General features: G+C 40.3%; 28 protein-coding genes. 1 reads left to right on the top strand and 27 read right to left on the bottom strand.

Going from position 1 to position 23,608, the window contains the following annotated elements; all coding sequences use genetic code 11:
• The 3 genes from LEPBI_RS08270 to LEPBI_RS08260 all read right to left on the bottom strand — a co-directional run bounded on the left by LEPBI_RS08270 (window position 1) and on the right by LEPBI_RS08260 (window position 2,351).
• On the bottom strand, window positions 1-915 hold the full coding sequence (locus tag LEPBI_RS08270; RefSeq protein WP_012388659.1) for a general secretion pathway protein GspC: 915 nt from the start codon (window positions 913-915) through the stop codon (window positions 1-3).
• Window positions 916-944: 29 nt separating this feature from the next.
• Window positions 945-1,880, bottom strand: coding sequence for a peptidoglycan DD-metalloendopeptidase family protein (locus LEPBI_RS08265; RefSeq protein ID WP_226992917.1), 936 nt, complete (start codon window positions 1,878-1,880; stop codon window positions 945-947).
• Window positions 1,881-1,958: 78 nt separating this feature from the next.
• A complete protein-coding gene (locus LEPBI_RS08260; protein WP_012388657.1) occupies window positions 1,959-2,351 on the bottom strand; it encodes a type II secretion system-associated lipoprotein in 393 nt (130 codons plus the stop codon).
• Window positions 2,352-2,447: 96 nt separating this feature from the next.
• On the opposite strand from LEPBI_RS08260, the gene LEPBI_RS08255 reads away from it, so the two are divergent.
• On the top strand, window positions 2,448-3,893 hold the full coding sequence (locus LEPBI_RS08255; protein WP_012388656.1) for an ATP-binding protein: 1,446 nt from the start codon (window positions 2,448-2,450) through the stop codon (window positions 3,891-3,893).
• On the opposite strand, the gene LEPBI_RS08250 is transcribed toward LEPBI_RS08255, so the two are convergent.
• The 24 genes from LEPBI_RS08250 to lptC form a co-directional block, all read right to left on the bottom strand.
• Window positions 3,894-4,094: a hypothetical protein gene (locus tag LEPBI_RS08250; RefSeq protein WP_012476271.1), complete on the bottom strand. Its 201-nt coding sequence runs from the start codon at window positions 4,092-4,094 to the stop codon at window positions 3,894-3,896.
• Window positions 4,095-4,196: 102 nt separating this feature from the next.
• Window positions 4,197-4,541: a YraN family protein gene (locus tag LEPBI_RS08245; protein ID WP_012388654.1), complete on the bottom strand. Its 345-nt coding sequence runs from the start codon at window positions 4,539-4,541 to the stop codon at window positions 4,197-4,199.
• Between the two features lie 174 nt (window positions 4,542-4,715).
• Window positions 4,716-5,903, bottom strand: a complete 1,188-nt coding sequence (locus LEPBI_RS08240) for an HD-GYP domain-containing protein (protein WP_012388653.1) — start codon at window positions 5,901-5,903, stop codon at window positions 4,716-4,718.
• Between the two features lie 34 nt (window positions 5,904-5,937).
• The gene (locus tag LEPBI_RS08235) at window positions 5,938-6,198 is read right to left on the bottom strand and encodes an EscU/YscU/HrcU family type III secretion system export apparatus switch protein (protein WP_012388652.1); all 261 of its coding nucleotides are present in this window, start codon (window positions 6,196-6,198) and stop codon (window positions 5,938-5,940) included.
• Window positions 6,195-6,869, bottom strand: coding sequence for a hypothetical protein (locus LEPBI_RS08230; RefSeq protein WP_012476270.1), 675 nt, complete (start codon window positions 6,867-6,869; stop codon window positions 6,195-6,197). The genes LEPBI_RS08235 and LEPBI_RS08230 overlap by 4 nt, the downstream gene beginning before the upstream one ends.
• The gene (locus LEPBI_RS08225; RefSeq protein ID WP_012476269.1) at window positions 6,844-7,584 is read right to left on the bottom strand and encodes a ribonuclease HII; all 741 of its coding nucleotides are present in this window, start codon (window positions 7,582-7,584) and stop codon (window positions 6,844-6,846) included. The genes LEPBI_RS08230 and LEPBI_RS08225 overlap by 26 nt, the downstream gene beginning before the upstream one ends.
• Window positions 7,581-8,009 (bottom strand): 50S ribosomal protein L19, encoded by a 429-nt coding sequence (gene rplS, locus LEPBI_RS08220; protein WP_012388649.1) that lies wholly within the window; start codon window positions 8,007-8,009, stop codon window positions 7,581-7,583. The genes LEPBI_RS08225 and rplS overlap by 4 nt, the downstream gene beginning before the upstream one ends.
• Before the next feature lie 8 nt (window positions 8,010-8,017).
• Window positions 8,018-8,671: a tRNA (guanosine(37)-N1)-methyltransferase TrmD gene (gene trmD / locus LEPBI_RS08215; protein WP_012388648.1), complete on the bottom strand. Its 654-nt coding sequence runs from the start codon at window positions 8,669-8,671 to the stop codon at window positions 8,018-8,020.
• Window positions 8,661-9,197, bottom strand: coding sequence for a ribosome maturation factor RimM (rimM, locus tag LEPBI_RS08210; protein ID WP_012476268.1), 537 nt, complete (start codon window positions 9,195-9,197; stop codon window positions 8,661-8,663). The genes trmD and rimM overlap by 11 nt, the downstream gene beginning before the upstream one ends.
• Window positions 9,187-9,417, bottom strand: a complete 231-nt coding sequence (locus LEPBI_RS08205) for a KH domain-containing protein (protein WP_012388646.1) — start codon at window positions 9,415-9,417, stop codon at window positions 9,187-9,189. Before LEPBI_RS08205 ends, rimM begins: the two co-directional genes overlap by 11 nt.
• Before the next feature lie 7 nt (window positions 9,418-9,424).
• Complete coding sequence (rpsP, locus tag LEPBI_RS08200) at window positions 9,425-9,682, bottom strand: 30S ribosomal protein S16 (RefSeq protein WP_015675939.1); 258 nt, start codon at window positions 9,680-9,682, stop codon at window positions 9,425-9,427.
• 47 nt (window positions 9,683-9,729) lie between these two features.
• Window positions 9,730-10,392 carry a ribulose-phosphate 3-epimerase gene (rpe, locus tag LEPBI_RS08195; RefSeq protein ID WP_012388644.1) on the bottom strand — a complete coding sequence of 221 codons (663 nt, stop codon included), beginning with the start codon at window positions 10,390-10,392 and terminating at the stop codon, window positions 9,730-9,732.
• 1 nt (window position 10,393) lies between these two features.
• The gene (locus tag LEPBI_RS08190; RefSeq protein WP_012388643.1) at window positions 10,394-11,413 is read right to left on the bottom strand and encodes a PASTA domain-containing protein; all 1,020 of its coding nucleotides are present in this window, start codon (window positions 11,411-11,413) and stop codon (window positions 10,394-10,396) included.
• Window positions 11,410-12,378 carry a methionyl-tRNA formyltransferase gene (gene fmt, locus LEPBI_RS08185; protein WP_012388642.1) on the bottom strand — a complete coding sequence of 323 codons (969 nt, stop codon included), beginning with the start codon at window positions 12,376-12,378 and terminating at the stop codon, window positions 11,410-11,412. The genes LEPBI_RS08190 and fmt overlap by 4 nt, the downstream gene beginning before the upstream one ends.
• 9 nt (window positions 12,379-12,387) lie before the next feature.
• The gene (gene priA / locus LEPBI_RS08180) at window positions 12,388-14,340 is read right to left on the bottom strand and encodes a replication restart helicase PriA (RefSeq protein ID WP_012388641.1); all 1,953 of its coding nucleotides are present in this window, start codon (window positions 14,338-14,340) and stop codon (window positions 12,388-12,390) included.
• 1 nt (window position 14,341) lies between these two features.
• The gene (locus LEPBI_RS08175) at window positions 14,342-15,160 is read right to left on the bottom strand and encodes a hypothetical protein (protein ID WP_012388640.1); all 819 of its coding nucleotides are present in this window, start codon (window positions 15,158-15,160) and stop codon (window positions 14,342-14,344) included.
• Between the two features lies 1 nt (window position 15,161).
• Window positions 15,162-16,514: a sigma-54-dependent transcriptional regulator gene (locus tag LEPBI_RS08170; RefSeq protein WP_012388639.1), complete on the bottom strand. Its 1,353-nt coding sequence runs from the start codon at window positions 16,512-16,514 to the stop codon at window positions 15,162-15,164.
• Window positions 16,514-18,337, bottom strand: a complete 1,824-nt coding sequence (locus LEPBI_RS08165; protein ID WP_012388638.1) for an LIC_11548 family sensor histidine kinase — start codon at window positions 18,335-18,337, stop codon at window positions 16,514-16,516. Before LEPBI_RS08165 ends, LEPBI_RS08170 begins: the two co-directional genes overlap by 1 nt.
• Complete coding sequence (locus tag LEPBI_RS08160; RefSeq protein WP_012388637.1) at window positions 18,327-18,602, bottom strand: HPr family phosphocarrier protein; 276 nt, start codon at window positions 18,600-18,602, stop codon at window positions 18,327-18,329. Before LEPBI_RS08160 ends, LEPBI_RS08165 begins: the two co-directional genes overlap by 11 nt.
• Window positions 18,577-19,545, bottom strand: a complete 969-nt coding sequence (gene hprK, locus LEPBI_RS08155) for an HPr(Ser) kinase/phosphatase (RefSeq protein ID WP_012388636.1) — start codon at window positions 19,543-19,545, stop codon at window positions 18,577-18,579. Before hprK ends, LEPBI_RS08160 begins: the two co-directional genes overlap by 26 nt.
• A 3-nt stretch (window positions 19,546-19,548) precedes the next feature.
• Window positions 19,549-20,970 (bottom strand): RNA polymerase factor sigma-54, encoded by a 1,422-nt coding sequence (gene rpoN / locus LEPBI_RS08150; RefSeq protein ID WP_012388635.1) that lies wholly within the window; start codon window positions 20,968-20,970, stop codon window positions 19,549-19,551.
• Window positions 20,971-21,678 (bottom strand): LPS export ABC transporter ATP-binding protein, encoded by a 708-nt coding sequence (gene lptB, locus LEPBI_RS08145; protein WP_041769999.1) that lies wholly within the window; start codon window positions 21,676-21,678, stop codon window positions 20,971-20,973.
• A 49-nt stretch (window positions 21,679-21,727) separates the two neighbouring features.
• Window positions 21,728-23,065, bottom strand: a complete 1,338-nt coding sequence (locus LEPBI_RS08140) for an LptA/OstA family protein (RefSeq protein WP_012388633.1) — start codon at window positions 23,063-23,065, stop codon at window positions 21,728-21,730.
• Window positions 23,062-23,607 (bottom strand): LPS export ABC transporter periplasmic protein LptC, encoded by a 546-nt coding sequence (lptC, locus tag LEPBI_RS08135; protein ID WP_012476266.1) that lies wholly within the window; start codon window positions 23,605-23,607, stop codon window positions 23,062-23,064. The genes LEPBI_RS08140 and lptC overlap by 4 nt, the downstream gene beginning before the upstream one ends.
• Window position 23,608 lies beyond the last annotated feature (1 nt).

The raw sequence follows: 23,608 nt of genomic DNA, 5'->3' as shown, positions 1-23,608 counted from the left end.
TTAATTCCGAATGATAAATTCATATGTGATAATTTTGCCTTGTCGTTCTAAATCCACTGTAATTTTCGGAGCCTGTTTGATCGAACCCCAAATTTCCAACATTTTCTCTGTTTCATTGAGTGGCATTCCATTCACACGTTTGATGATATCACCACCACGTGCTCCGAGAGAATAAAAGACATGGTCTTTTGCCACTTGATAGATTTTGTAACCCTCGATCTTTCCGTCTACTAAATGAGGGCCAAACCTTGCATTTTTGTAGATTGTATTCGGGTCTTTTAATTTCCGATTCACGTCTTCCCGGGAAAGGACTTTTTGGATGGTTTGGCTGGAAGGACCTAAATTGGAGACTGCTTCTGCATCTTTTGGTCGGATCCGCTCTTTGGCCTGGGCCGGGGTTTCACCAATATTGACTCGAAGGCTTAAGCCCCCTTTTTTTAAGACCACGTAATGTTGTTCAATGGATTGGACTTTGTAGCCACCCACCATTTCTCCCACTCCGTATTCTTCAGAGTCATTGTTTTGTTTTTCTCTGATGGTGACCCGGGCAAAGGACCAGTGGCCAGACAAAGTACCCGTCACAAGCATTTGGTCATCGTCTCCATTGTCTTGGCCAATTTCAGGATCAAGTGGGGAACCGTCGGCCCCACGTTTGGTCGCGTCATTGGGATCATACACCTGTCCGCGGATGAGATTGCCTGTGACAATGTCCTCATATGTACTCACAGCCAAAATGACTTCTTGTCTTGTTTGTTTGGGGCGGACTTGGCTTCCCACATTCATTCCTGTTTCTGTAGAAAAAAGAAGTAGGAGGACCAATTTTAAGAGATACGCCAAAGAAAAGGAAAATAATAAAACGACCGGAATCAATGTCAAAAACTGACTCGATTGGATTCTTTGAAGGATTAGATTCATGCTCCCCACAAATCGGAGAAAAACTCCGATTACATTCCGGCTACTTCAGATTTGGGAAGTTTTGTGACATGTTTTTCAGTCATGCCAAGTGCCGATTCCGGGTTCATGATTTTTCCGTTTCGAAACACTTCAAAATGCAAATGAGCCCCTGTTGCGGTTCCTGTCCTGCCGACAAGTGCCACCACACGCCCCATCTTCACCGTTTCCCCAACCTCAACTAAAATCTGTGAACAATGGGCGTAAACTGTTTTATACCCATTTTTGTGTTGGATGGTGACGGAATTTCCATACCCACCATTCCGGCCAGTAAAGACAACTTCCCCATCGGCTGCTGAGAGAACAGGTGCCCCTACTTTTGCGGCAAGGTCAAGACCTGAATGGTAGACACGGTTGTATTTGTTGAACGGATCCACACGTCGGCCAAATCGAGAGGTCACACGGCTTTGCGGGACAGGTAGGATAAAAACTTTTTTTAAGACAACACGAGAGGAGGAAGCATTTTTCACTTGTACGGGAACTTCCAATACCTGACCAATTTTCAATTGGTCACTCGTGAGGGAATTTGCTTTTTTCAGTCTGGCGACATCAATGGAAAAGGAACGAGCGATTTTGGAAAGATTGTCTTTTTTTTGGACTGTGTATTTTTTCACAACGATCCCTGATTCATGGACCACTGTATTACTCACAACAGGAGAGACATCAATGTATTTGGGAAGGCCAAGGGATGCAAGTTCCACCTCTTCTTCTTCTGTTTGGTTCACTCCGACAGAAAATAATCTATGGATTTCTTGTTCTTGGGATTGGTTACTAAAAATACGAAACACAGTAGAATCGCCAGTAGGAAGGCTTTCATTGATCTCTTGTTGGAGTTTCTGGAAAGGATTGGCCATAAGCCCTGATCCAGACAGTGCAAACAAAAGAACAGTGATGAATGGAATTGCCTTCACAGATATTCTATCGGGCACTCGAAGGAGGATTCTTGAACAAGAAACAAAGAAAGCTGGAAAATGAAAATAATACGACAATGAGAGCATCCCAAACCTTTATTTCTTTGTTTTTTTGGCATTTTGTTCGACTTGGGAAAACTTTTGGTTCACCCACTCTTCCACGTCAGCCAATTCATATTCTCTTTTTTTGACATCATCATTGATGATGTAATCTGCCAGTTTCCCTACCGATGACTCACGTGTGTCTTGGATCGGGTATACTTTTAATTTCAAAAGAGAGGGAGTTGATTCGATGTAGATTTTAACGAGGGTTCCTTTCTTCCAAACTTCTGTTTGGGAGAATTTGATTTCCTCACGTAGCGCATACGTTTTCCCATCATAGTATTCGTTGATTTCCCTTAATCTTTCTTTTTTGATCAATCGTTGTGAACATTGGCTGAACACAAGGACTAGAACGAGGGGGATTACACGAATGATACTACAAACCAAAGCAAACTCTCAGGAAAAGTCACCATGATGCCTTAATTATGAAAAGTCTTTTTTATTTTTTGAACCAAAAGCGATCCAATCGAACCTACCTCAGATGTGAGCCCCCCCAAACGAGCAGAAGTTGGAAGTTTGATGTATGAATGGAATGGGACAAAAGAAATCCAAGTGGAGGTGGGAATCCGAAGGGGATTTCCCCATTTCCAAATTTTAGGCAATGTCCCACAAGAAGCAAAGGAAGCTCGAGACCGCATCCGATTGGCTTTAGATGCCTCTCATTTCGATTTTCCGATGGAAACCATCATCATCAATGTCAAACCCTCCCATATCCAAAAGAAGAAGGTATCCTTGGACCTGGCAATGGCTGTGGGAATCTTACAGGCGACGGATCAAATCAAACGACCCAATCGAAGGATTGTGTATTTGGGAAATCTCGGCCTCGATGGAAGCCTTGTGGGGGGAAAGGAGCTCCTTCCCTTCCTCTGGCAAAAGGCGGAAAAGAAAGACCAAGTCTATTGCCTTCCCGATTCGTTACGAAACGAATCCTTACCTGATGGAGAATATTATTTTCTCACCGACTTACAAGAATTAGAGAGTCTGAGTCAAAAACCACCGGATGTTCAGAAAAAAACATACACAATGGAAAACCCAGTTTGGGAAGAAGTGTATCTCGATCCTTTTCAGATGAATGCCTTCCAAGGCCTTCTTTATGCCTTGCTTGGGAACCACCACAGTCTCTTACTGGGAAGTCCTGGTGTTGGAAAGACCATGTTACACCGATTACTCGAACCACTCCTTCCTCCGAAACTAACTGGGGAACAATCAAATCTGGGGATTTGGCGGGCAAACGGAGAGTTTGAAGTTCCTACAAATAAAAGACCTTTTCGTAGTCCCCATCATTCCACAACAGAGGTAGGACTTTTAGGTGGAGGTCTCCCCTACCAACCTGGAGAAATCACACGAGCAGAGGGAGGGATTTTGTTTCTGGATGAAGCTCTTGAATTCAAGGATCGAATTTTAGAAAGTTTACGAATGCCGATGGAAGATTCTTATTTGGAAATCACTCGTCTGAATGAAGTCACAAAAATGAAAACCGATTTCACTTTGTTTTTATCTTCCAATCCGTGCCCATGTGGCAATTACCAAAGTCAGAACCACTGCCATTGTTCCTTACAAAAGATCCGATTGTATTTACAAAAAATCAGCGGAGCCTTTTTGGATCGGATCACTATCTTCCAAACTTTGTTTGTTTCGAACGTAGAGCGAAACATTCGTTTGGAGGAAGAAAAACTAAAACGGATTGTGAATGAAAGATTTGATTTTAAAAAAAATAGAATCAATTCGAATGAGGAAACTAAAAAAATATTACAACAATTAGATATAAGTAAAGAAACCAAACATTTATCCCTACGAAAGAAAAAACAAATTGTTTCTCTCGCAAGGACCATTGCTGATTGGAACCTCTCCCCTAGAACAAAGGAAGTACATATTCAAGAGGCTTTGGATTATTCCTTGGGATACCAGTGGATCTATAGCCTAGGTTGATTATTTGGAAATAAAATGTGAAATTTCCATGGCGATTTTATTGATCGCATAATCCATATAGGCAGGGTCATCGATTTTTTTCTTATAGGTATCGAATTTTTTTTGGATTGTGGATGCCATTCCTCTTTTGCGTAAGAGTACTGGATCGGGTCCAAATTCATCGGTCTCTGCTAAATTCCCAAATACACTAAATTGACTCATGTGGTTACTTCCTTGTAACAATCAAACTCTCATCCTTGAGAGCGTTTCCCTTATGGGATACAGAACCAATCGGCCCAGTACAAAATTCCCTTGATGAAGTATTTAGAAGATTGACGAATAAAAACGCACTTCCTTTTTTTCGGTGATATGGATCAAATTAAAGCTAGGTGTTAGGTGGTAAAAGGCGGGTATTTCTTGTAATAAATAGAGATATACCTTCCTCATTCGGGCACGTTTTGTCGCATGAAGGCATTCCTTTGGATGGAATCCAAATCTCTCATTCCAGGTTTTGACTTCCGAACAATGAAGGGTATCGTTCTTTATACTGATTATGTCAATTTCACCGATTTTTTTTCGGTAATTCGAAAAGAGAATGGTGTGTTCAAGGGACTGTAAATAAAAACTCGCAAACTCTTCCCCCTTTTTTCCAATCGTTCCCTTTTTCAAATTGAGCTCACTCCAACGGATTAGAATCGATCGAAAAAAAAAGAGAACACAATCTGACCCTTTGGATCTAAGATTCCTTTGGCCTAGAGAATTCTTGAATTTTCAATTAGGAACCAAAGTCCAACCGAAACAAATAGAAATTAACTACCGTTAGAATATCAATTCTAAAATTGGTTAATAAATTTGTGAAAAAGGAATGGCCTGTTGGATGTATAAATTTAGGTCTTTCATAAGATCCACAAACTCTAAATGTTTCAATCGTTTTCCTTCGGCATCCTTTGTCACGCGGATCACAGGCCTTAGAGGTTTGTCTTTATTGGATTCGATCACCATACCCATTCTGAGGTCAGAAAGTACAACACCGGACCCCACTGGAAACATAGAAAGTTTATTTAAAAAGAGCCGAACCATTTTTAAATCAAAACGGTTCACGTTTTCGCTGATCATGATCTTCATTGCTTCGTATGGAAGGATGGCTTGTCGATAGGGCCTTGGATGGATCATCGCAGCAAATTGGTCTGCAATCATAAATACTTTGGTGAGCTCTTCGATTTGGTTGGCAAGGATTCGTTGTGGGTAACCAGATCCATCAACGGCTTCATGGTGTTGTAAGGCAACAATCGCCAGGGAATTTTTTAATTTTAACCTTTGGGTGAGGATTTGGTAACCCGTGACAGGGTGGCGTTTGATGGTTTTTAGATCTAACTCTGTCAGGTTTCCTTTTTTTTCGGAGACTTCTTCAGGAACGGTGACCATTCCAATATCAGCAAACAGGGAGGCGAGTGCCAAATCAATGAGTTTGGGTCTGGAAAATTCCAAAAAGTTTCCAAGCATCACTGAAAAAAAAGTCGCATAACAAATATGAGTGTAGAGGTAATAACCAGAATGAGAATGGGATAAAAGTAAAATCGGAATTTGTGCGTTTGTTTTGGTATGGTCTGCGATCCGCTCCGCGATTTCACGAAACTCTCGAATCTCCGTATAACGCCCTTCCGATGCTGACTTATATGTTTTTTGCACTAAATCAAAACAATCTTTGAAAACAGCATTGAACTCTACTTTCGCAGTATTGGTTTTTTCAAGAAGGTATTTATAACGAGTCGAGTTTTCATCATCCTGGTAAAAAGGAAGATTGGTATCAAAATATCCAGGTCCATTGGTGTTTGCTGATTTGTCACTTTGGTCGGCGGTGACTTTTTCTCCATCCGTGAGGATGAATGTGATCCCGAATTGGACGAGACGGTCTAGATCTTGTTGTGTGATGGGTTGGTCGGCTCCAACAAAAACAGTGTCCTTATCTAAGTAAAGAGACTTGGTAAACTTAGAACCAGCCTCTAAGTCACGTATGGAGATTTTCCGCATAATTGCGTAAATCCTAGTAGGAAGCGTAGAAACTTCAATTGTTTTTCTTTTCTCTCTCTAAAACCAGGATACGAAAGACGGAAGCAACGACTTCATACAATTCTCTTGGAATTTCTTTTCCATTAGGGAGATGTGCGAGTGTTTTGACCATCATCTCATCTTGTACAATGAAAACACCAGCATCCTTTGCGATCCGAACCAAGTGAGAGGCAAGGAGTCCTTCCGCTTTGGCAACAAGTTTTGGAGCCGGGTCTTCATTGGGATTGTAGGCAAGAGCAACCATTTTCTGTTTCATCTATAATCTCCGTTAAAGGAAGACTGTTCCCAATCTTCAAATGATATGCTACCAATTTGAGGGAAGTCCCGTAATAAAAGGTGGATTTTGTGTTGCAGAGAAGTCAGATTCGCGGATCCCCTCTCCTCACCCATGGGTTCTGTAACAAACTTTATGCGGACAGACTTTTCATTTTGAGGTTCAAAATGAAAAAAGATCCCAAAGGGTCCAAATCCTTCCGCCTTCCAAAAGAGATACAATGTAAACCCTGTTTGGTTCTCTTCGGCGACCATTTGTAAGTTTTCTTTTTGCTCTTTTGTGAAAAGGGAGACGAAGTCAGTCAAGGGTGACTCTCCCAGTAAATAGTTCCAAAGTGTTTTTTGCGAGGAAAGATCGTTTGTTTGGTGGTCATCTTTTTGGCGGATGACAAAGTTTTCCCATCGGGAAAGGTCATTCGTTTTGGACTTTTGTTGTTGGATCGCCAGAGGGAAATCAGAAAGTTTCGTACTGGAAGTCGTTTTTTCTGAGATTGAAGCTTGGGAAATTTTTCTTTTCCCAAGAATTTTCTTCGAAAAAGACAAATCCATACCATCTTTGAATTCTTGGTTCGAAGGAGATCGTTTTCCAAAGGACTGGAAGAAAGGAGGGTTTGAGTTTCCGAAAGGATTAGAGTGGAAAAAGAGAGGGTTCACTCCCTTCCCTTCGGAGAAAATTGCAAAAACTCAACCTATGGATCGGAGAAATTCCCAATTTTCGAAGTGCTTCCCGGTGTTCTTCGGTTCCATACCCTTTGTGTTTGGCAAATCCATAGCCAGGGTATTTGGCATCCATTTTTTCCATGTATTCATCTCGGTAGGTTTTCGCAAGGATCGAAGCTGCGGAAATCGATGGGACCAAATCATCCCCTTTGGGAATCGAAAGGTATCCCTCAATGGGTTTGTGGATCTTTAATTTGTAATTTCCATCTACGAATAGAAAGGGGGCGAGAGTTTCCTTTGTTTGTGTTCCCAGCGGGATTCCAGTTTTGTGAAGATGACCAGTCACTTGTCTTGGATTCACAGGCAATGCACGACTGATCCCATAAAAGATGGCTTGGTTGATATTGAACCTGTCAATAAACTTTGCACTCACAAAGCTTACATGCCAATACGCAGCGTATTGTAAAATTTCGGTTCGGAGTTCGAATCGTTTGGGTTCGGGGATTTTTTTAGAGTCGCGAAGGTTTTTTAAGATTGTACCCGACTGGATTTTTTCTAGTGTCTGGGAAGAAAAAGAAACACAACCAACGGAAACGGGACCCGCGAGTGTGCCACGGCCTGCTTCATCAAAGGAGAAAGGAACAAACTGTGGGACTTGGAATTCTGGAAAAAACGGCCGTTTGATGGCCGTTAGATCGAAAGAGATTATGCGCTAGGTGCTTCTGCTGTGGCTTTTGCGGCTTTAGAAGCTTCGTCCTGTCTCTTTTTGTCTTTGGCAACAATTGCTTGTCCGCCTTTTCTTTCTTTGATACGACCTGCTTTTCCTTTTTTCTCACGGAGATAAAAGAGTTTTGCACGTCGAACAGAACCTTTACGAACGAGTTCGATCTTGGCAATGCGCGGGCTATGAAGAGGGAAAATTCGTTCCACTCCGATATCGTAAGAAACACGTCTTACTGTAAATGTTTTGCTTTGTGATTTGTTCGCAATGGAGATCACAACACCTTCGTAAACCTGAACACGTTCTTTTCCAGATTCAACGATTTTGTAGTGAACTTTGACTGTATCACCAATTTCGAAATTAAGTTCGTTCTTTGCTTCGCCTGCGAGTGCTGTTTCTAGAATCTGATTCATGGCTTCCTCTAAGAATGATTTCTTGTTTTGCGGTTTTTTTGCCGCCATTTCCGGATCTCTTCATGATGTCCACCGAGGAGTACATCTGGAACAGTCCAACCCATAAAATCATAGGGTTTTGTATACTGGGGGTATTCTAATTCTTCCGTTTCGTTGTGCGATTCTTCTAGAAGGCTTTCTTCCTTACCCAAAAACCCCGGAACAAACCGAGACAGGCAATCGGCAACAACGAGAGCAGCTAAATCCCCCGATGAAATAACATAGTTTCCAATGGCCACTTCCCTGTCAATTAAATGCTCCGTGACACGGTGGTCGACCCCTTCATAATACCCGGAAACCAAGGTGAAGGTGTCCGAGGACTCGTAAATTTCACGAGCGAGTGTTTGGTTGAACAGTTCCCCCGAGGGACTGAGTAAAATCACCTTTCCTTTTTTGTCTCCCAAGGATTCCAGGGCACGGTAAATTGGCCCCACTTGCAAGAGCATGCCAGGACCTCCCCCGTAAATCGTATCATCTACCTTTTGGTGTTTGTTGTCGGCGAAGTCTCGTAAGTGTACAGGATTGATTTCGACGACCCCTTGTTTCACTGCTTTTCCAGGGATCCCAGTATCAAAATAAGAAGTGATTTTTTCGGGGAATAGTGTGATGAAATTAAAGCGCAAACCACTGCTCCCAATGAATGCATTCGATGGTTTGGTTTTCTAAATCCCAATCACCCACAAATTGGTTTAGGAAAGGAACGAGTATTGTCTCTCCTTCCCCTTGGATGGGTTTACATTCCAAAATTGGATGGGCTGGGTTATCCATCACTTGGGTGATCTTATAATTTAACGGTTGTTTTGTTTCTTTGGAAATGACAAGGAGCCCGATGAGGTCTTCTGAATAAATCTCCCCTTCATTCGGCTTCGGAAGGTCTTCCTTTTTCCAGAGGAGTGAGTATCCACGGTATTTGACTACAGTTTCAGGAGTGTCGTAGCCTTTGATTTTGACAAGGAAATGATTCCCATTGGGACGAAACTCTTCAATGGCAATTGTGGATGTTTTGCCTTGCGGGTCCTCTACAGTGCAGGTTGCGGGAGCTTTTAGGGTGTGCAGTGTTTCCCCTTCTGTGAAAACTTTGATGAACCCTTTGATTCCATGTGAGGATCCAAAGACCCCCACTTTCACTAAACTTGGTTTAGTCGACAATTTCTAAAGTATAGTTTTTGCCTTGTTTGGTTCCCGCGGCTTGTAACACCGTACGGAGTGACTTTGCAATCCTTCCGTTCTTTCCGATCACCTTACCTAGGTCTTTAGGAGCCACCCGAAGTTCGATCACAGTTTCTTCCTCTCCGGGTACTTGGTTGACAGCCACCTGGTCAGGTTGGTCAACGAGAGATGTCACGATATAACGAACTAAGGAATCCATATCCAGACTAACCTTTGAATTTTGACCAAACGTCGTCTTTTTTCAAAAGAGCAAGAACCGTGTCAGTTGGTTGTGCGCCTTTCTTTAACCAAGAAAGTGTTTTTTCTTCGTTGAAAGTTGCTTTTTTCACAGCAGATGCTGTTGGGTGAAAGTGACCAATCGCTTCGATGAATTTTCCATCACGCGGCGCACGAATGTCGGCGGCAACAATGCGATAATGCGGGTCAGCTTTTGTTCCCGTTCTTTGTAATCTTAATTTAACCAAGGAAAAATACCCCTTTTCTAGCGAGTTTTTTAAATAGGGACGTTCTGTCAAGAGCGAGTTCGGCCACTTGCAGCAAGTTCCTTTAATTTTTTGCCCTGAGCATTGGGATCCCCTGTTTTATAGAGTCCCGAGCCCACGACAGTGATGTCCACACCGAGTTTTGCGAGTTCTTCCATATTGGATTCGTTCACACCACCATCCACTTCGAGTTCAATATCGTATGGTTTTGTGAGCTTTCGAACCGCCGCAATTTTTTCAAATCCCGACTTCACAAAGGACTGCCCGTAAAACCCTGGGTCCACTGTCATGAGGAGCACAAGGTCCAAATATGGAAGGATTTGCGATATGGATTCGGGTGGAGTCTGCGGGTTTAAGGAAACACCGACTCGTATCCCTTGTTTTTTGATCTCTTCCGCCAGGCGTACCGAAAAATTCGTCGTTTCAATATGAAAGGTGATACAATACGGCTTTAGGTCAAAGTATTTGGGAACATGGAGTTCCGGGTTACTGACCATCAGGTGGACATCAAGTGGGATATCTGTGTGAGACTTCACTTCCTTCGTGAAGGCTTCTCCAAAGGAAATCTGCGGTACAAAATTGCCATCCATCACATCTATGTGGATGAGATCGATACTTTCCTTTTTGTATGTAGGGAGTTCTGTTGCCAGTCCCGTGAGTTTGGCTGCAAGGATAGAGGCTGAAATCTTCATCTTAGTAGGTTCCTTTTAATTTCCAAACTTTGGCGACACCTGTTTCTTTTCCTATCAGAGTGACTTTGGTATTTGTCGAACGATGGACCACAAGTCGCAGAATTTCATCTTCTTTTAAAGGTTGGCTTGTGAGTATTTCTTTTTCAATTTCTGAGTCATCCCCAGGCTTCGTATAACTTAGCTTTGCTGAGTATACATCATCGTCATCAATTTCGTATTCTAAAATTTCATAATCTTGTTTCAGAGAAGTGGATGGTTTCAAATAAAACGCACCAATTTCGGCACCAGTTGGTTTTAATTCAAAAGAAGAAACAAGCCCGTGGGATTCGCGAAACTCAGGTTTTGTGCTTTCTTTGATACGATAGGGAATTTTTTTCCTTTGTAAATAGTCGACAGCGAAGGGAACAGGTGTTCCAACGAGTTTGGATTCATCACTGTTTTCTTTCAAACTTTGGTTCGATTTTTTTTCGTTACTCGACTCAGTGACAAGAAGGTAAATTTTTTCACCAGAATGGGTTTCTTTCCCAGGTGCAGGGATTTGGTCGATGATGGTATCAGCAGGTTCATCTCCCACAGCAGGCACATAGGTAATCCCACCAATTTGTAAAGGTACATACACTTCACCCGAAAGCACTTTTTCTAAAATGGCTTTGGCACGTTTCAGGTCTTGTCCTTTGACATCAGGGATCGTCACGCGGTCAAAACCAATATTGACAGTCAGATAAAGTTTGGAACCTGCTTCAACTTCCTTTCCTGCATCGATGGATTGGCTTAAGATGATCCCATCTGTTTTTTCAGGGATCCGTTCCGATTCTAGGCGAACTTTCAGTTGGAGGCGTTGGAGTTCATTATGCACTTCAATGTAATTTTTTCCAATCACATACGGCATCATCACCTTTTGTTCTTCTTTGGTGCGAACAACCACCACAAGGAAGGCTGCGACAAAAAAAACGAGGAGTCCGAGACCAACAAATAGAACATAACCACTGTAAGGTAAAATTTTTAGAAACTTTTCTTTCACGTAAACGATTCTCCGGTCAAAACCCGCGCCCCATTAAAAAATTCAAATCCCTTCATGGGTTTTTTCCCTTCGGGTTGTAAGGTATCTATACCAAGCAGGTTTCCGTCTCCACAGAGACAGAAAAGCCTTTTTTTCTGGTAAAGAAAAAAGGAACCTGTTTTCGCCTCAATTGGGATTTGGATGGGTTCTGTTTGGGTTTCGGGTAAAAACGAGGAAACCAGAATCAGTTTTTTCCCTCGAAACTCGGTAGTGGCCAGTGGGTCTGGGTTTAGAGCCCGGATTTGGTTGTGGATCTCTTTTGCCGACCTGGACCAATCGATTGGCCTATGATTTGCCGTGATCTTTTGGCAATGGGTGGCCTCTTCCGATTTTTGTGGGGTGGACTTCCAACCTTCCCCTGTGGATTCCAATGTTTGTAAGAGGCGTATGAGTTCCACACCTCCCTCTTTGGTGATGGTTTTTAAGAGGGAACCCGTTGTTTCTTCTAAGGATACAGTCCATGATTTTTGGGAAATGATGTCCCCCGAATCCACTTCCTTTGCCAAGTATTGGATGGTAAACCCAGTGGTCTTCTCTCCCGTAAGTAAAACAGTTTGGACGGGAGAGGCACCCCTATACTTCGGAAGTAAACTCCCATGAAGGTTGATACTGCCCCATTTAGGGTCCATAAATACCGTTTCAGGGACTATGGATCCGTAGGCATACACCACATGGACCGGGGATCGGAACGATAGAATTTGTTTTTGTGCGGCATCGTCAGTGCGAAGACGGACCGATTGGATCACAGGGATTCCTTTTTCTTCTGCAAGTTGTTTCACGGGAGTGGGCGTGATGATTTGTTTACGCCCCACCGGTTTGTCCACATTGGTGACAACAAAATCCACTTGGATTCCCGCATCCAAAATCATTTGTAATAATTCTTTTGAATGTTCGGGAGATCCAAAGTATCCAATTGATAGTTTCATATCCTTTCCTTACACAAGTTCCATAGGATCCAAATCATATTCGATATAACATTTAGAATCCAGTTTGAACGTTTGTTTTGTTTCTTTTAAAAGATTTCGTAGAGCGGTGATCGATTTTGCTTTGAGTAGTATATGGTACCGATAGTTATTATCAATTTTATAAAACGGACATTGGCTTGGTCCAAGCATCACGATTGAATCCTCTTTTTTTTCTTTGATGAGCTCTCCATAGACAACGGATTGTTTGTTGGCCACCTCTTCATATTTAGAACGAAAGACAAGGCGAGCAAGTCTCGCAAAGGGAGGGTAAAACAGATCTTTTCGAAATTGGAGTTCCCATTCAAAAAAAGCGGGGTAGTTTTGTTCCTTGGCCATTTTAAGGACAGGGTGTTCCGGGTCATTCGACTGGATGATGACTTCTCCTGGTTTTTCACCGCGTCCCGCCCGGCCCGCCACTTGGGAGACAAGGGCATAGGTGCGTTCGCTACTTCGAAAGTCAGGGACACCTAACCCATGATTAGCGTTAAGGATTCCCACAAGAGTCACATTTGCATAATCCAAGCCTTTTGATATCATTTGGGTACCGGTGAGGATATCAAGTTCCCCTTCTCCTAATTTCTCTAACACAAGGCGGGTGACATCTTTGTTTTTGGAACTGTCTTGGTCGAGGCGTTCGATCCTTGCACTCGGAAAATGAGATAAGAGATACTCCTCTAATTTTTGTGTGCCAGCTCCAAAAAGCTCTAAATCTTCACCAAACGTCTGTTTTAGATTGTAAAAATTGGAATGATAGCCACATAAATGGCAACGTACCGTTTGGTCAGAATGGTAACAAAGAGTTGCCGTACATTTGGGACAATGGACAAACTCCTTTGTTTGCGGTGAAAAAATAAAAGGGTTATACCCTCTACGGTTCAGGAGTAAGATGATTTGTTCTTTTTTTTTCAATCGGTCAGAAATTTTAAATTGTAAGTCCCCTGAGATCAAATGTTTATCATCTTGTTTATCAGACATCTCTACGAAAGGAAGTTTGGCTTTGGGATTGGCACGTTGTTCCAAAATGGAAAATCCAATTTGTCCTGATTTAGCTAAGTAATACAACTCGATACTCGGTGTGGCCGAACCCAGTAGGAGTTTGCCACCCGTTTTCAAAATCCTTTGTAAGGCGACCTGCCTTGCATGGTAACGAGGAGAACCATTTTCTTTATAAGAGGCGTCATGTTCCTCATCCATTACCACTAGTTTCAGGTCAGAAAGGGGCGCAAAAATTGCCGACCGAGTTCCAATGCAGATCCTTTTTTTTCCTTCCTTTAAATCCAAATAGTTTTGGAACTTTTCTGAAATCCGTAAATGCGAATGTAAAACTGCCACTTGGTTTGGGAAAATGGCCTCGATCCGAGCGATCGTAGGATAGGTTAAAGAAATTTCTGGGACAAGGAAAATAACCGAACCCTTAGGTTCTTGCAAAATGTCTCGCATCAAATGAAGGTAAACTTCCGTTTTCCCACTTCCCGTGATTCCATACAAAAGATGAGTATTCGCATGTGTATTCTGTTTGATCTCAGTATAAGCTTTTTTTTGTGCTTCATTTAACGGGTGTAATAAGTGGGATTGGACTTCCGTATCAACTTCTTTCGTGAGTTTCCTTTTTTTCCCTTTGGGAACCATAAGAAACAATGCTTCCCCAAGAGAGGAAAGATAATTCTCAGACATCCATGTTGCCAGTTCCAATTGTTCTGTTGTGATAACAGGTTCGGGATCAATTTGTTTTAAGACCGAAAGTGTTTCATAGTTGGGTTCGTTATTGTGGATCTGAATCACCACTCCATCCCATTCTTTTCCGTTTAAGGGAACAAGAACCCGAACACCTGGTTGTAAAGCGGTAATCGAATTTGGAATCTCGTAGGTTAAGGTTTTACTTTCCCAAGAAAGATTTAAGGCAACTTCCGCATACTGGATCATACTATAGATATTGTTTTAGAATCGATAAATGAGAGATAAAACTTTCTTCTAAGTCCTGTTTTTCTTTTCCATATTGAAAAAGGTTTGTTTCCGAATCTGCTTTTTTTGCCTTTTCGCCGAGGAAAACCAGTGCTTCCGGCGATCTCGTTGTGAGAATCGGTATCTTTAGACCATTCAAATCCCAATCCATAACCTTGCCCAGTTGTTCTTTTGCTTTGTCTGCACCAAAGAGTAACCGAGCAGACGATCCTAAAATGACAATGGCTTTGATCCCAAACTCATCAACAGTTTCTTTGACATGTATTTTACAAGATTCTAATCTTTGTTTCCAATCAGTTTCTTTGGAATCGGTATGCGAAAATGTACAAGCAGGGTATTCTTCGTAATATAACTCTTCATAAGAGAATCCAAATGCTTTTTTAATGATTCCGTCCCAACTTACTTCCGTTAGCTTATCTTTAAAAATCTGATTGGGTCTTGTTTTTGTGAATGGTTTTTCTTTGGCAGTGGTCGCTCCAGAATAATGCAAAACCAGAATTGGTTTTCTACCTTTGTGTAAAAACTGTCTGACTCCGCTCAATTTCCCTTGGCATAGCGTACAAGAAAAATTGATCAAATCTCTGTTTTTTCTTTGGTTTTCCTTTTGTTGTTTTTTTTGGATTTCAATGGATTCAGGCACTTTCGATTTCCAAGGAAAAACAAAATCATTTGGATCTGATTCGTCTTGAAATCGATAGATGGATATGGAATGATTTTGGATGAGAAATTTAGTTTCTTTGAGAATATCGGTAAATGTCTCTAATATTGTTTTTTGGTCCATACTAACCCTCTATCAATTGATCAACAGAAATATTGAGTGATCTTAACTTTCTGTATAAATGAGTTCGTTCGATTCCTAATGCTTTGGAAGTACGAGTGACATTCCCCTCACAAATTTGTAAGGTTTTGATAATGTACTGACGTTCAAACTCTTCTTTTGCATGTTTTAAATCACCCCTCGCCACCATCTCGTTTGCCCTTTTGAACCCATGTAGGGCTTCTTTGACATCCTTCGCTTTGATTGTATCTCCGGGAACTAAGATACTCAATCGTTCGATGATATTGGTTAGTTCCCTTACATTTCCTGGCCAAAAATGGGACGAAAGTGCATCTAATCCGTCTCGATCAATGGTTTTTTGAGATAGATGATTTTCAGATATTGATTTTTTTAAATAGTATTCGGCAAGCAGTGGGATATCTTGGTTACGTTCGCGTAACGGTGGTAATTCCAGAGGAATTACATTTAAAGCATAAAATAGATCTTCTCTAAATTTTCCTTCACGGATCGCATCTTCCACATTGGAATTGGTTGCGGCGATGATCCGAACATCAACGGGAATGAACTCCTTACCCCCAACTCGTTCTAATTTTTGATCCAGAATGACTTTTAGAACTTTCGATTGGAGAGCCAAACTCAAATCACAGATTTCATCTAAAAATAAAGTACCATTTTGAGCCTGTTCCCATTTTCCAATTCGGATTTCAGGAGAATCAGTCTGTGAAGCAAGTTCTAAACCAAATAACTCTTGTTCTAAGCTCTCTTCTGGTAAGGACGCACAATTGAACTCAATGTAAGGTTCATTTTTTCGTTTCGAATTTTGATGGATGGCTCTTGCAGTAAGTTCTTTTCCAGTGCCATTTTCACCATAAATAAAAACACGAGCATTCGTTTCTGCGGCCTGGAAAACAGCAAACTTAACTCGAGTGATAGATGGAGACACACCTAAGATTTCATCTACATCTAATTTAAAATTGGGAAAATGAACTTCTTTTGTTTTTTCGATGGAAGACTCGATCGTTTGGATTACTTTTTCGATGGATAATGGTTTCTCTAAAAAATCCACGGCACCTTTTTTCGTCGCATTGACCGCAAGTTCAATTGTCCCGTGACCTGAAATCATCACAATGGGAAGACTAGGATATAACTTTTTGCATTCATCTAAAATGGTCAGTCCGTCTTCTTTTCCAACCCATACATCGAGTAATACAAGTGAAGGTCTCTCTTTGGTTAATGCTTTTATCAATGACTTCCCACTCGAAAAATCTTCGACAGAATATTCCTCATCTTCCAAAATCACTCGTAACGTTTTTCGGATTTCTTTTTCATCGTCTAAAATATAGATTAATTTTTGCATTATGAAAGATCCAAAGGAAGTTCAATACGAAACTTACAGCCACCTAACTTTGAGTTCTCAACGGAAATATGCCCATGATGGTCAATGATCGTTTTTTGGACAATTGCAAGCCCAATCCCTGATCCATGTTTCTCTTTTGTTGAAAAATAGGGTTCAAAAATTTTTTCCCGCCATTCCTCTTTTAAACCAGGGCCTGAATCGTCGATCTCAAGAACAATACTCCTACGTAGGGCTTTTTTTTGTAATTTCGACATCACTCGGATTTTTTTTCTTCTCGAACCAAGAAAATCCATTTCTTCTTTCGAATTTTCCTGCGATAAAATGGCTTCTACCGCATTTTTAATGAGATTATTCACAACACCAAGGAACAATCGTTTATCGAGAAATACTTCAGGAAGATCTTCGGCAAGTTTCAATTCAAATTCTATGTCAGATGTATCTCGAAAGAGTGCAACCGCTTCTTCTAGAATGGGATTGATATGTTGGTTGATGAGAACAGGTACCGGCATTCGAGCAAATTCACTAAATTCCTTTACCAAATGTTCCAGAACACGCACTTGCCCAATGATCGTTTCCGTTGCGTCAAAAATCACAGATTCCAAATTTTCTTTTTTTGGATTCTGAAATTTCCTTTGTATCCTTTGAGCAGATAATTGAATGGGAGTCAGTGGATTTTTGATTTCATGTGCCATTCGTTGTGCCACTTCTTTCCAAGCAGCAATTCTTTGCGTGTGCATCAGTTCATCAGATTTTGCTTTTAAGTCACTCACCATTTGATTGAAACTATCAATCAAAATTCCCATTTCTCCTTCTTCCGTTTTTTCCAAACGGATATCAGATTCTCCAAGAGATACCTTTTTGGTTGCGTTCGCCAAATTGATGATAGGTTTAGAAATTCGCCTGGCAAATAGGAATGAGAACAGAATGGCAATGAGAAACATACTAAACGAAAAACTAGCAATAGTGATACGAACACTAAAGGGAATTTTTTCCTTCCATAAACTCACTTTCTCATAAGTGGATGTTGCATTGACGATATTCAATACATCGGATTCCATTCCCCTATGGATCCTTTGGGCAATCAAAACTTTTGCATTACCATCCAAACTAAACTTAGCAACTAAATATGCCTTATCGGCATCATAGTATCGACTTAGATAAATACCTTTTTCTTTGGATTCGTCAAATTCCAAGGAATGAAAATGCCGGTACAAACCCTTTGATTCAAATTGAACTTTTTCTTTTTCAATATATCCTAAATAAAATTCATTTTTTTCAAAAAATCCGTTTTTAATACCCTTTTGAAAAATGGAAAAACTATCAGGTTTTTCGCGAAGCAAAATAGAACGAAAACGCGAGATCATTTCCAAAAAGGAAACTTCCTTTTCTTTTTCAATTTGATTCACAAAAAAATTGGCAGAACGTAATGCATTCGAAATGTCAACTTGATAGAATCCTTCAATGAGCCTTCCTGTCAAGTTAGAGGACAAAATGAAAATTGGTAAGGAAGGTACAAGTGCCACGAATAAAAATGCAAGCGTTAGTCGGTATCGAATAGAACTTCTAATTTTCCCAGTTTCTCGATTTCTACGGTTTCGATAAACATAACTTAGAATTAAGGATAAGATAAAAAATGGAATGAGAATAAAAACATAAGTATCTAATTTTGAATATAACGAAATGTCTTCTTCTTCCCGAAAGAATACTAGTTCTGAAAACCCAATGGAGATAGCAAGAGTCAAAAAAAAGATAAAGATATCTCTTAAATAATAACGATTTTCATCAGAGATGTTTGGGAAAAATCGAAGGAATTTATTTGGCATTGGTTTCAAAATTCTGAACCACGAGAGTTTCTAACGCTTGTAGTGCCTCCTCTTCCATTTTTCCCTCTGCTTTCACGGAAAACACTGTACCCGGACCGAGGGCAAGCATCATTAAACCCATTATCGATTTTCCATTCACTTCGATGTCATCTTTGATCACAAATATTTCACAAGGAAAACTCGCTGCTACCTTTACAAATAAGGAAGCTGGCCTTGCATGTAGACCTGTACTATCTTCTCTAATCTTTAATTGGATTTGTTTCAATGGAGCTCTGCTGGATATAAGTATTGAGTTTATTCGAAAATTCTTTTGCGCTATTTTTTCCCATCTTTCGGAGCCTTTGGTTCATAGCTGCCGTTTCTACGATGATGGGAATATTCCGACCAGGTTTGACAGGGATTTCAATATAAGGAACAGAGACACCTAAAATTTCTTCCATACTCTGTTCGATGCCTGTACGTTCATAATCACCAGAGGTTTGTTCTTCCCATTCTTTTAGATTGATGATGAGTTCGATCAGTTTGTGGTCTCTTACTGAACCAACACCAAATAGATCTTTGATATTGAGTATGCCAAGACCTCGGATTTCCATATGGTGGCGAAGTAAATCAGAACATGACCCTATCAAATAACTTTCGCTCAGTCTCCTGATCTCAACCATGTCATCTGCAACTAAACGATGGCCTCGTTCGATGAGTTCGAGTGCTGTTTCACTTTTTCCAACACCAGACCTACCAGTGAGTAAGGTTCCAATTCCAAATACTTCGATGAGAACACCATGCCTCATCGTTCTTGGCGCGAGTGCTCTGTCTAAAATTTGGGAAATCAAGGTGATGAAACGGTGTGTGGCAATTTCTGTTTTGAATAATGGGATACCTTTCTCTTTTGCTCTTTCCACAAATGGAACTTGGGGTTCATTGCCATGTGTATAGATGATACAATTGAGATGGAATTCAAAAAATTTATCTGTGATCTCACCTAGTTTTTCTTCTGACAAGGAATTGAGATAGGCCCATTCTCCCTTTCCTAAAATTTGAATTCGGTCATTGGCAAAAAAATCAAAAAACCCAGTTAGAGATAAACCAGGCCGATTGATTTCTGCACTATTGATTCGATTCGAAAGACCAACTTCGCCAGTCACGAGTTGCAATTGTAAGTCGTCGTGGTCTCGGAGAATGGTTTCCACTGTGATTCCAGGAACTGGCATTGTTTACCCCTTGAGCGAACTGATTCGCTTTCTTTCGTTGGAAGGAAGGATTCTTAAAACCTTTCGGTATTTTGCCACTGTTCTACGAGCAATTTCAATACCTTTTTTTTCCATCAGTTCGACGATGTCTTGGTCGGACAAAGGATTTTGTTCATCTTCTTCTTTCACCAAATTCCGAATGATCTCATGGATTTTTTTCGAACTTTCTTTTCCACCTTCTGCGGATTTCACACCTGATGAAAAAAACCATTTTAATTCAAAAATACCCCATGTGGTTTGGATGTATTTATTCGTTGTAATTCTTGAAATTGTCGATTCGTGAAGGCCTAGTTTTTCAGCGACTTCTTTCAGAGTCAGGGGTTTGATAAATCCAATCCCTCCGCGAAAAAAATCCACCTGGAAATCAATGATACAACTCACAACTCTTTGTAAGGTTTGTCTCCTTTGTTGGATCGAACGAATGAGCCACTGCGCCGAACTATATTTTGTCTGGAAGTATTCCTTTTCTTTCGGTGGGAGTTTTTGTCCGAGGAGTTCTTTGTATTCTTCTTGGATTGTTAGTTTTGGTAACCATTCATCATTGATAAAAATGTTAAATTCATTTCCCACTTCTTTGACCACTACATCCGCTACCACATAATCGATTTTTCGTCCTTGGTAGGTGGTCGCAGGATATGGTTCTAACTTTTTAATTAACCTTGCTAAACTTAAAATTTCTTCTTCTGTGATTTTTAAATTCTTGGCGATTTTTTTATAATCTACCTTTTCTAAATCAGATAAAAACTCGCCAATTAATTGGTGTAAAAGAGTGTTTTCTGGAAATAAAATCCTCCCTTGGATGAGAAGGGTTTCTTGCATGTCCTTTGCACCAATGCCAATCGGGTCAAGCTCATTGATGACTTGTAACACACGACGAAGTTTTGGTTCCGGATAACCCATCTCTTTGGCTACCAATGTCAAATCATCAGTGATGAATCCTTTATCATCGATCATACTGATGAGAACTTCCCCAATTTCAAACTCTAATTTTGTGAGTTTGATAAGACGAAGTTGATTTAACAGGTGTTCCTCTAAGGTTTCACCTCTTGTCGAGGATTCGATATATTTTTGGTTTCTGTCACTCGCTTCAGAATCATAAGTCCTTGGACCTTCCAAAGAATAACTGTCTTGCCAATTGACATCTGTACTCTTTTCATGATTTAATTTTTCCAATCGTTTCACTTCATCGATGGAAAATAGTTCTGGCATTTTTGTTTTTTCATCAACGCCTAATTCATCGAGAAGAGGATTCTCAAGTAATTCGTTTTGGATTTTATCAGAAAGTTCTAATGTGGATAAGGATAAAAGTTCTATGGACTGACGTAAGTCCTGGGTCATCACCAGTTTCTGTGTTTGGCGGTGTGAAAGTGAAGCCCCGAGTTTCATTTATAGTTTAAAATCCTCACCTAAATAAATTCTACGTGTTTCGGGATCATTGATTAAGTCATCAGCAGTTCCAGAAATTAATATTCGACCACTATACATGATATAAGCTCTATCTGTAATTTTTAAAGTCTCACGCACATTATGATCTGTGATTAAAATCCCGAGCCCTCTTTCTTTCAAAGACTGGATGACATTTTGAATGTCTTTTACTGCAATTGGGTCAACCCCAGCAAAAGGCTCATCTAACAATATGAAGTCAGGATTTGTCACAAGGGCTCTTGCAATTTCACATCGCCTTCTTTCTCCACCAGAAAGTGTATAACCCTTTTGGTTGGCAACCCGCATGATTTGTAATTCCATGAGTAATTCATCCCGACGGCGAATGATTTCGTCACCAGGTAAGTTCATTGTTTCCAAAATGGCTTCTAAGTTTTCAGCAACAGTCAGTTTACGAAAGATACTTGCTTCTTGGGCAAGGTATCCGACTCCCATCCTGGCTCGTATGTGCATAGGAGATTTTGTGAGGTCCTCGTTATCGATAAACACATGACCTTCATCAGGAGTGACAAATCCAACACTCATATAAAAACTTGTGGTTTTTCCGGCGCCATTGGGACCTAACAATCCTACAATTTCACCTTTTTTGATATAAAAACTGACTCCATCTACAACCTTACGTTTGTTATAGATTTTAACCAAATTTTCCATCCTAAATGTTTTTACATTCGGATCTAATTCCTTTTTTTGAACTGGAACTTTACTTTTTTTCACCATTCGGGATTACCTTTAATCCATCTGTTAACAAGGCTTTATCCGATTTTGGATATAATATGATTTTCCCTGCTGAAACCTTTGTTGTGTTTCGCTCAAGGGTCGGATTACCTTCCAAAACAAGTTCGTCCTTTTTTTCATAATAGGTTGCAAATTCACCAGTTGCCTTTGCTGATTGTGTTTCCACTTGAACGTCGCCACGAGCTACAGTTTCATTTCGTTCATCGAACCTTTCGATAAATACTGAGGTCAATTGGCCTCGTTCCATTAAATCTTTTTTATTTAAAAATACTATCTTTGGATTTTCAGTAAAATAAGAATAACCTCTTTCCTTATCATAAAAAAGAAGTCCTCCTTCCATTCTATATCCATTTTCTTTATCCAAATAACTAACGTTACCTGTTGCTTTGATTTCTTTATTACTTTTTCTACTTTCTAAAAGGTCAGCTTTAAATTCGGAATTTTTACGATACATAAAGGCATCACCATTCATAGATGTGACAGTTTCTTTTCCTTTATTCAAATGAGTTAATGTTTTACCAGAAAACAAAGTTAAAACACGTTCTTTCGTCACAGTATCCTTTTCTTTGTCTTTTTTGTTTTCGTAACTTACCTGATAAATCGTTGCCTCTCCATCTAATTGAATGCTTCCTTCTTTGACAAAGTAGGAGAGAGTTTGCCCAATGAGGAAACGATTTTCAGAGAACAAAAATGGTTCCCCTTTTAAATCAATACGATCCTCTTTTTCAGTAAACACAGCATCTTCACCGAAAACTTGGAATTCTTCTGATGTGACAACCACCCTCCCAGCTAGAGTTGTTTTTGCTTCTTCTAAATTGCGAACAATGGATTGGCATTTGATCCGAACTGTTTTTCCCTCTTTTTTTTGAGTGAGGATGGGATGGTTTTCTAAACTGACAGTTCCTGCGATTTTATCATAAATTCCTTTTGTGGCAGTCAATGTGACTCCATTCTGAAAGTCTTCGACGATGACTTGTCCTTTTAAATTGCCTAGGAGTGCTTCTTCTCCAATGATTTCAATCTCTCTGGCACTTAGTTTGATGGACTTATGCATGATATAAGCCCCACCACCTAGGATAAAAACTTTCATCGGAAATCCGTTGACGATTCTTTCTTCTTGGGTGAGACTACTGCCACCCCAAATGATAGGGATTTTATCCTTTTTTGTTTTTTTCTCCTCTTTCAAGAAGGAAGTATCTTCTTTTTTAAAGAAATCTTCTGAACCATAAAGAATTGGTATCGGTGAAGCAAAGGTTTCTGAAAACAGAATCAGACTTAAAACCGAAATCAAAAGGAATTTCATGGTTTATCCTTTAAAGGGTTTGAACCACCGACAGTGATTGCTTTCGGTTGGATGATCGTGAATTTATTTAAACTTTTATCAGCCCTTAATCCTTTGCCACGGATTGTTGTCCCATCTGAATACACGAGTACATCTGCTTCCGAGAATAAAGTTTTTTCATCCAAATTGTAAGTGAGAGATTCCGATTCAATGAATTTTCCATCGTTGGTTTTCAAACGAACTTTTCCTTCAAGGACCACCGTTTTAGTTTGGTGGTTGATCTCTCCACGATTTCCTGTCATCATGGAAGTGACTTTTCCCTTTTCAAATTGGTTGAATTCAAACCCGTAAACAATGGTTTTGTTTTCTTTTGGAAAAATATAAGACTCATCTCCCTTCAATCTCCATTCCAATTCTCCAGATTCCTTATAAGATGATCTGCTAAAATTTCGCATGGAAACCATTGACCCTGATTCTTTTTCCACTTCGATACGAAGGTATTCTTTGTCTTTACACGAGGCCAAAACCAAAAGTAAACACAATGTACATCCCTTCGCTTTCATT

This window comes from Leptospira biflexa serovar Patoc strain 'Patoc 1 (Paris)' (assembly GCF_000017685.1).
Taxonomy (GTDB): domain Bacteria; phylum Spirochaetota; class Leptospiria; order Leptospirales; family Leptospiraceae; genus Leptospira_A; species Leptospira_A biflexa.
The sequence above is the reverse complement of the archived record's forward strand: the minus strand, read 5'-3'. Positions and strand labels throughout refer to the sequence as shown.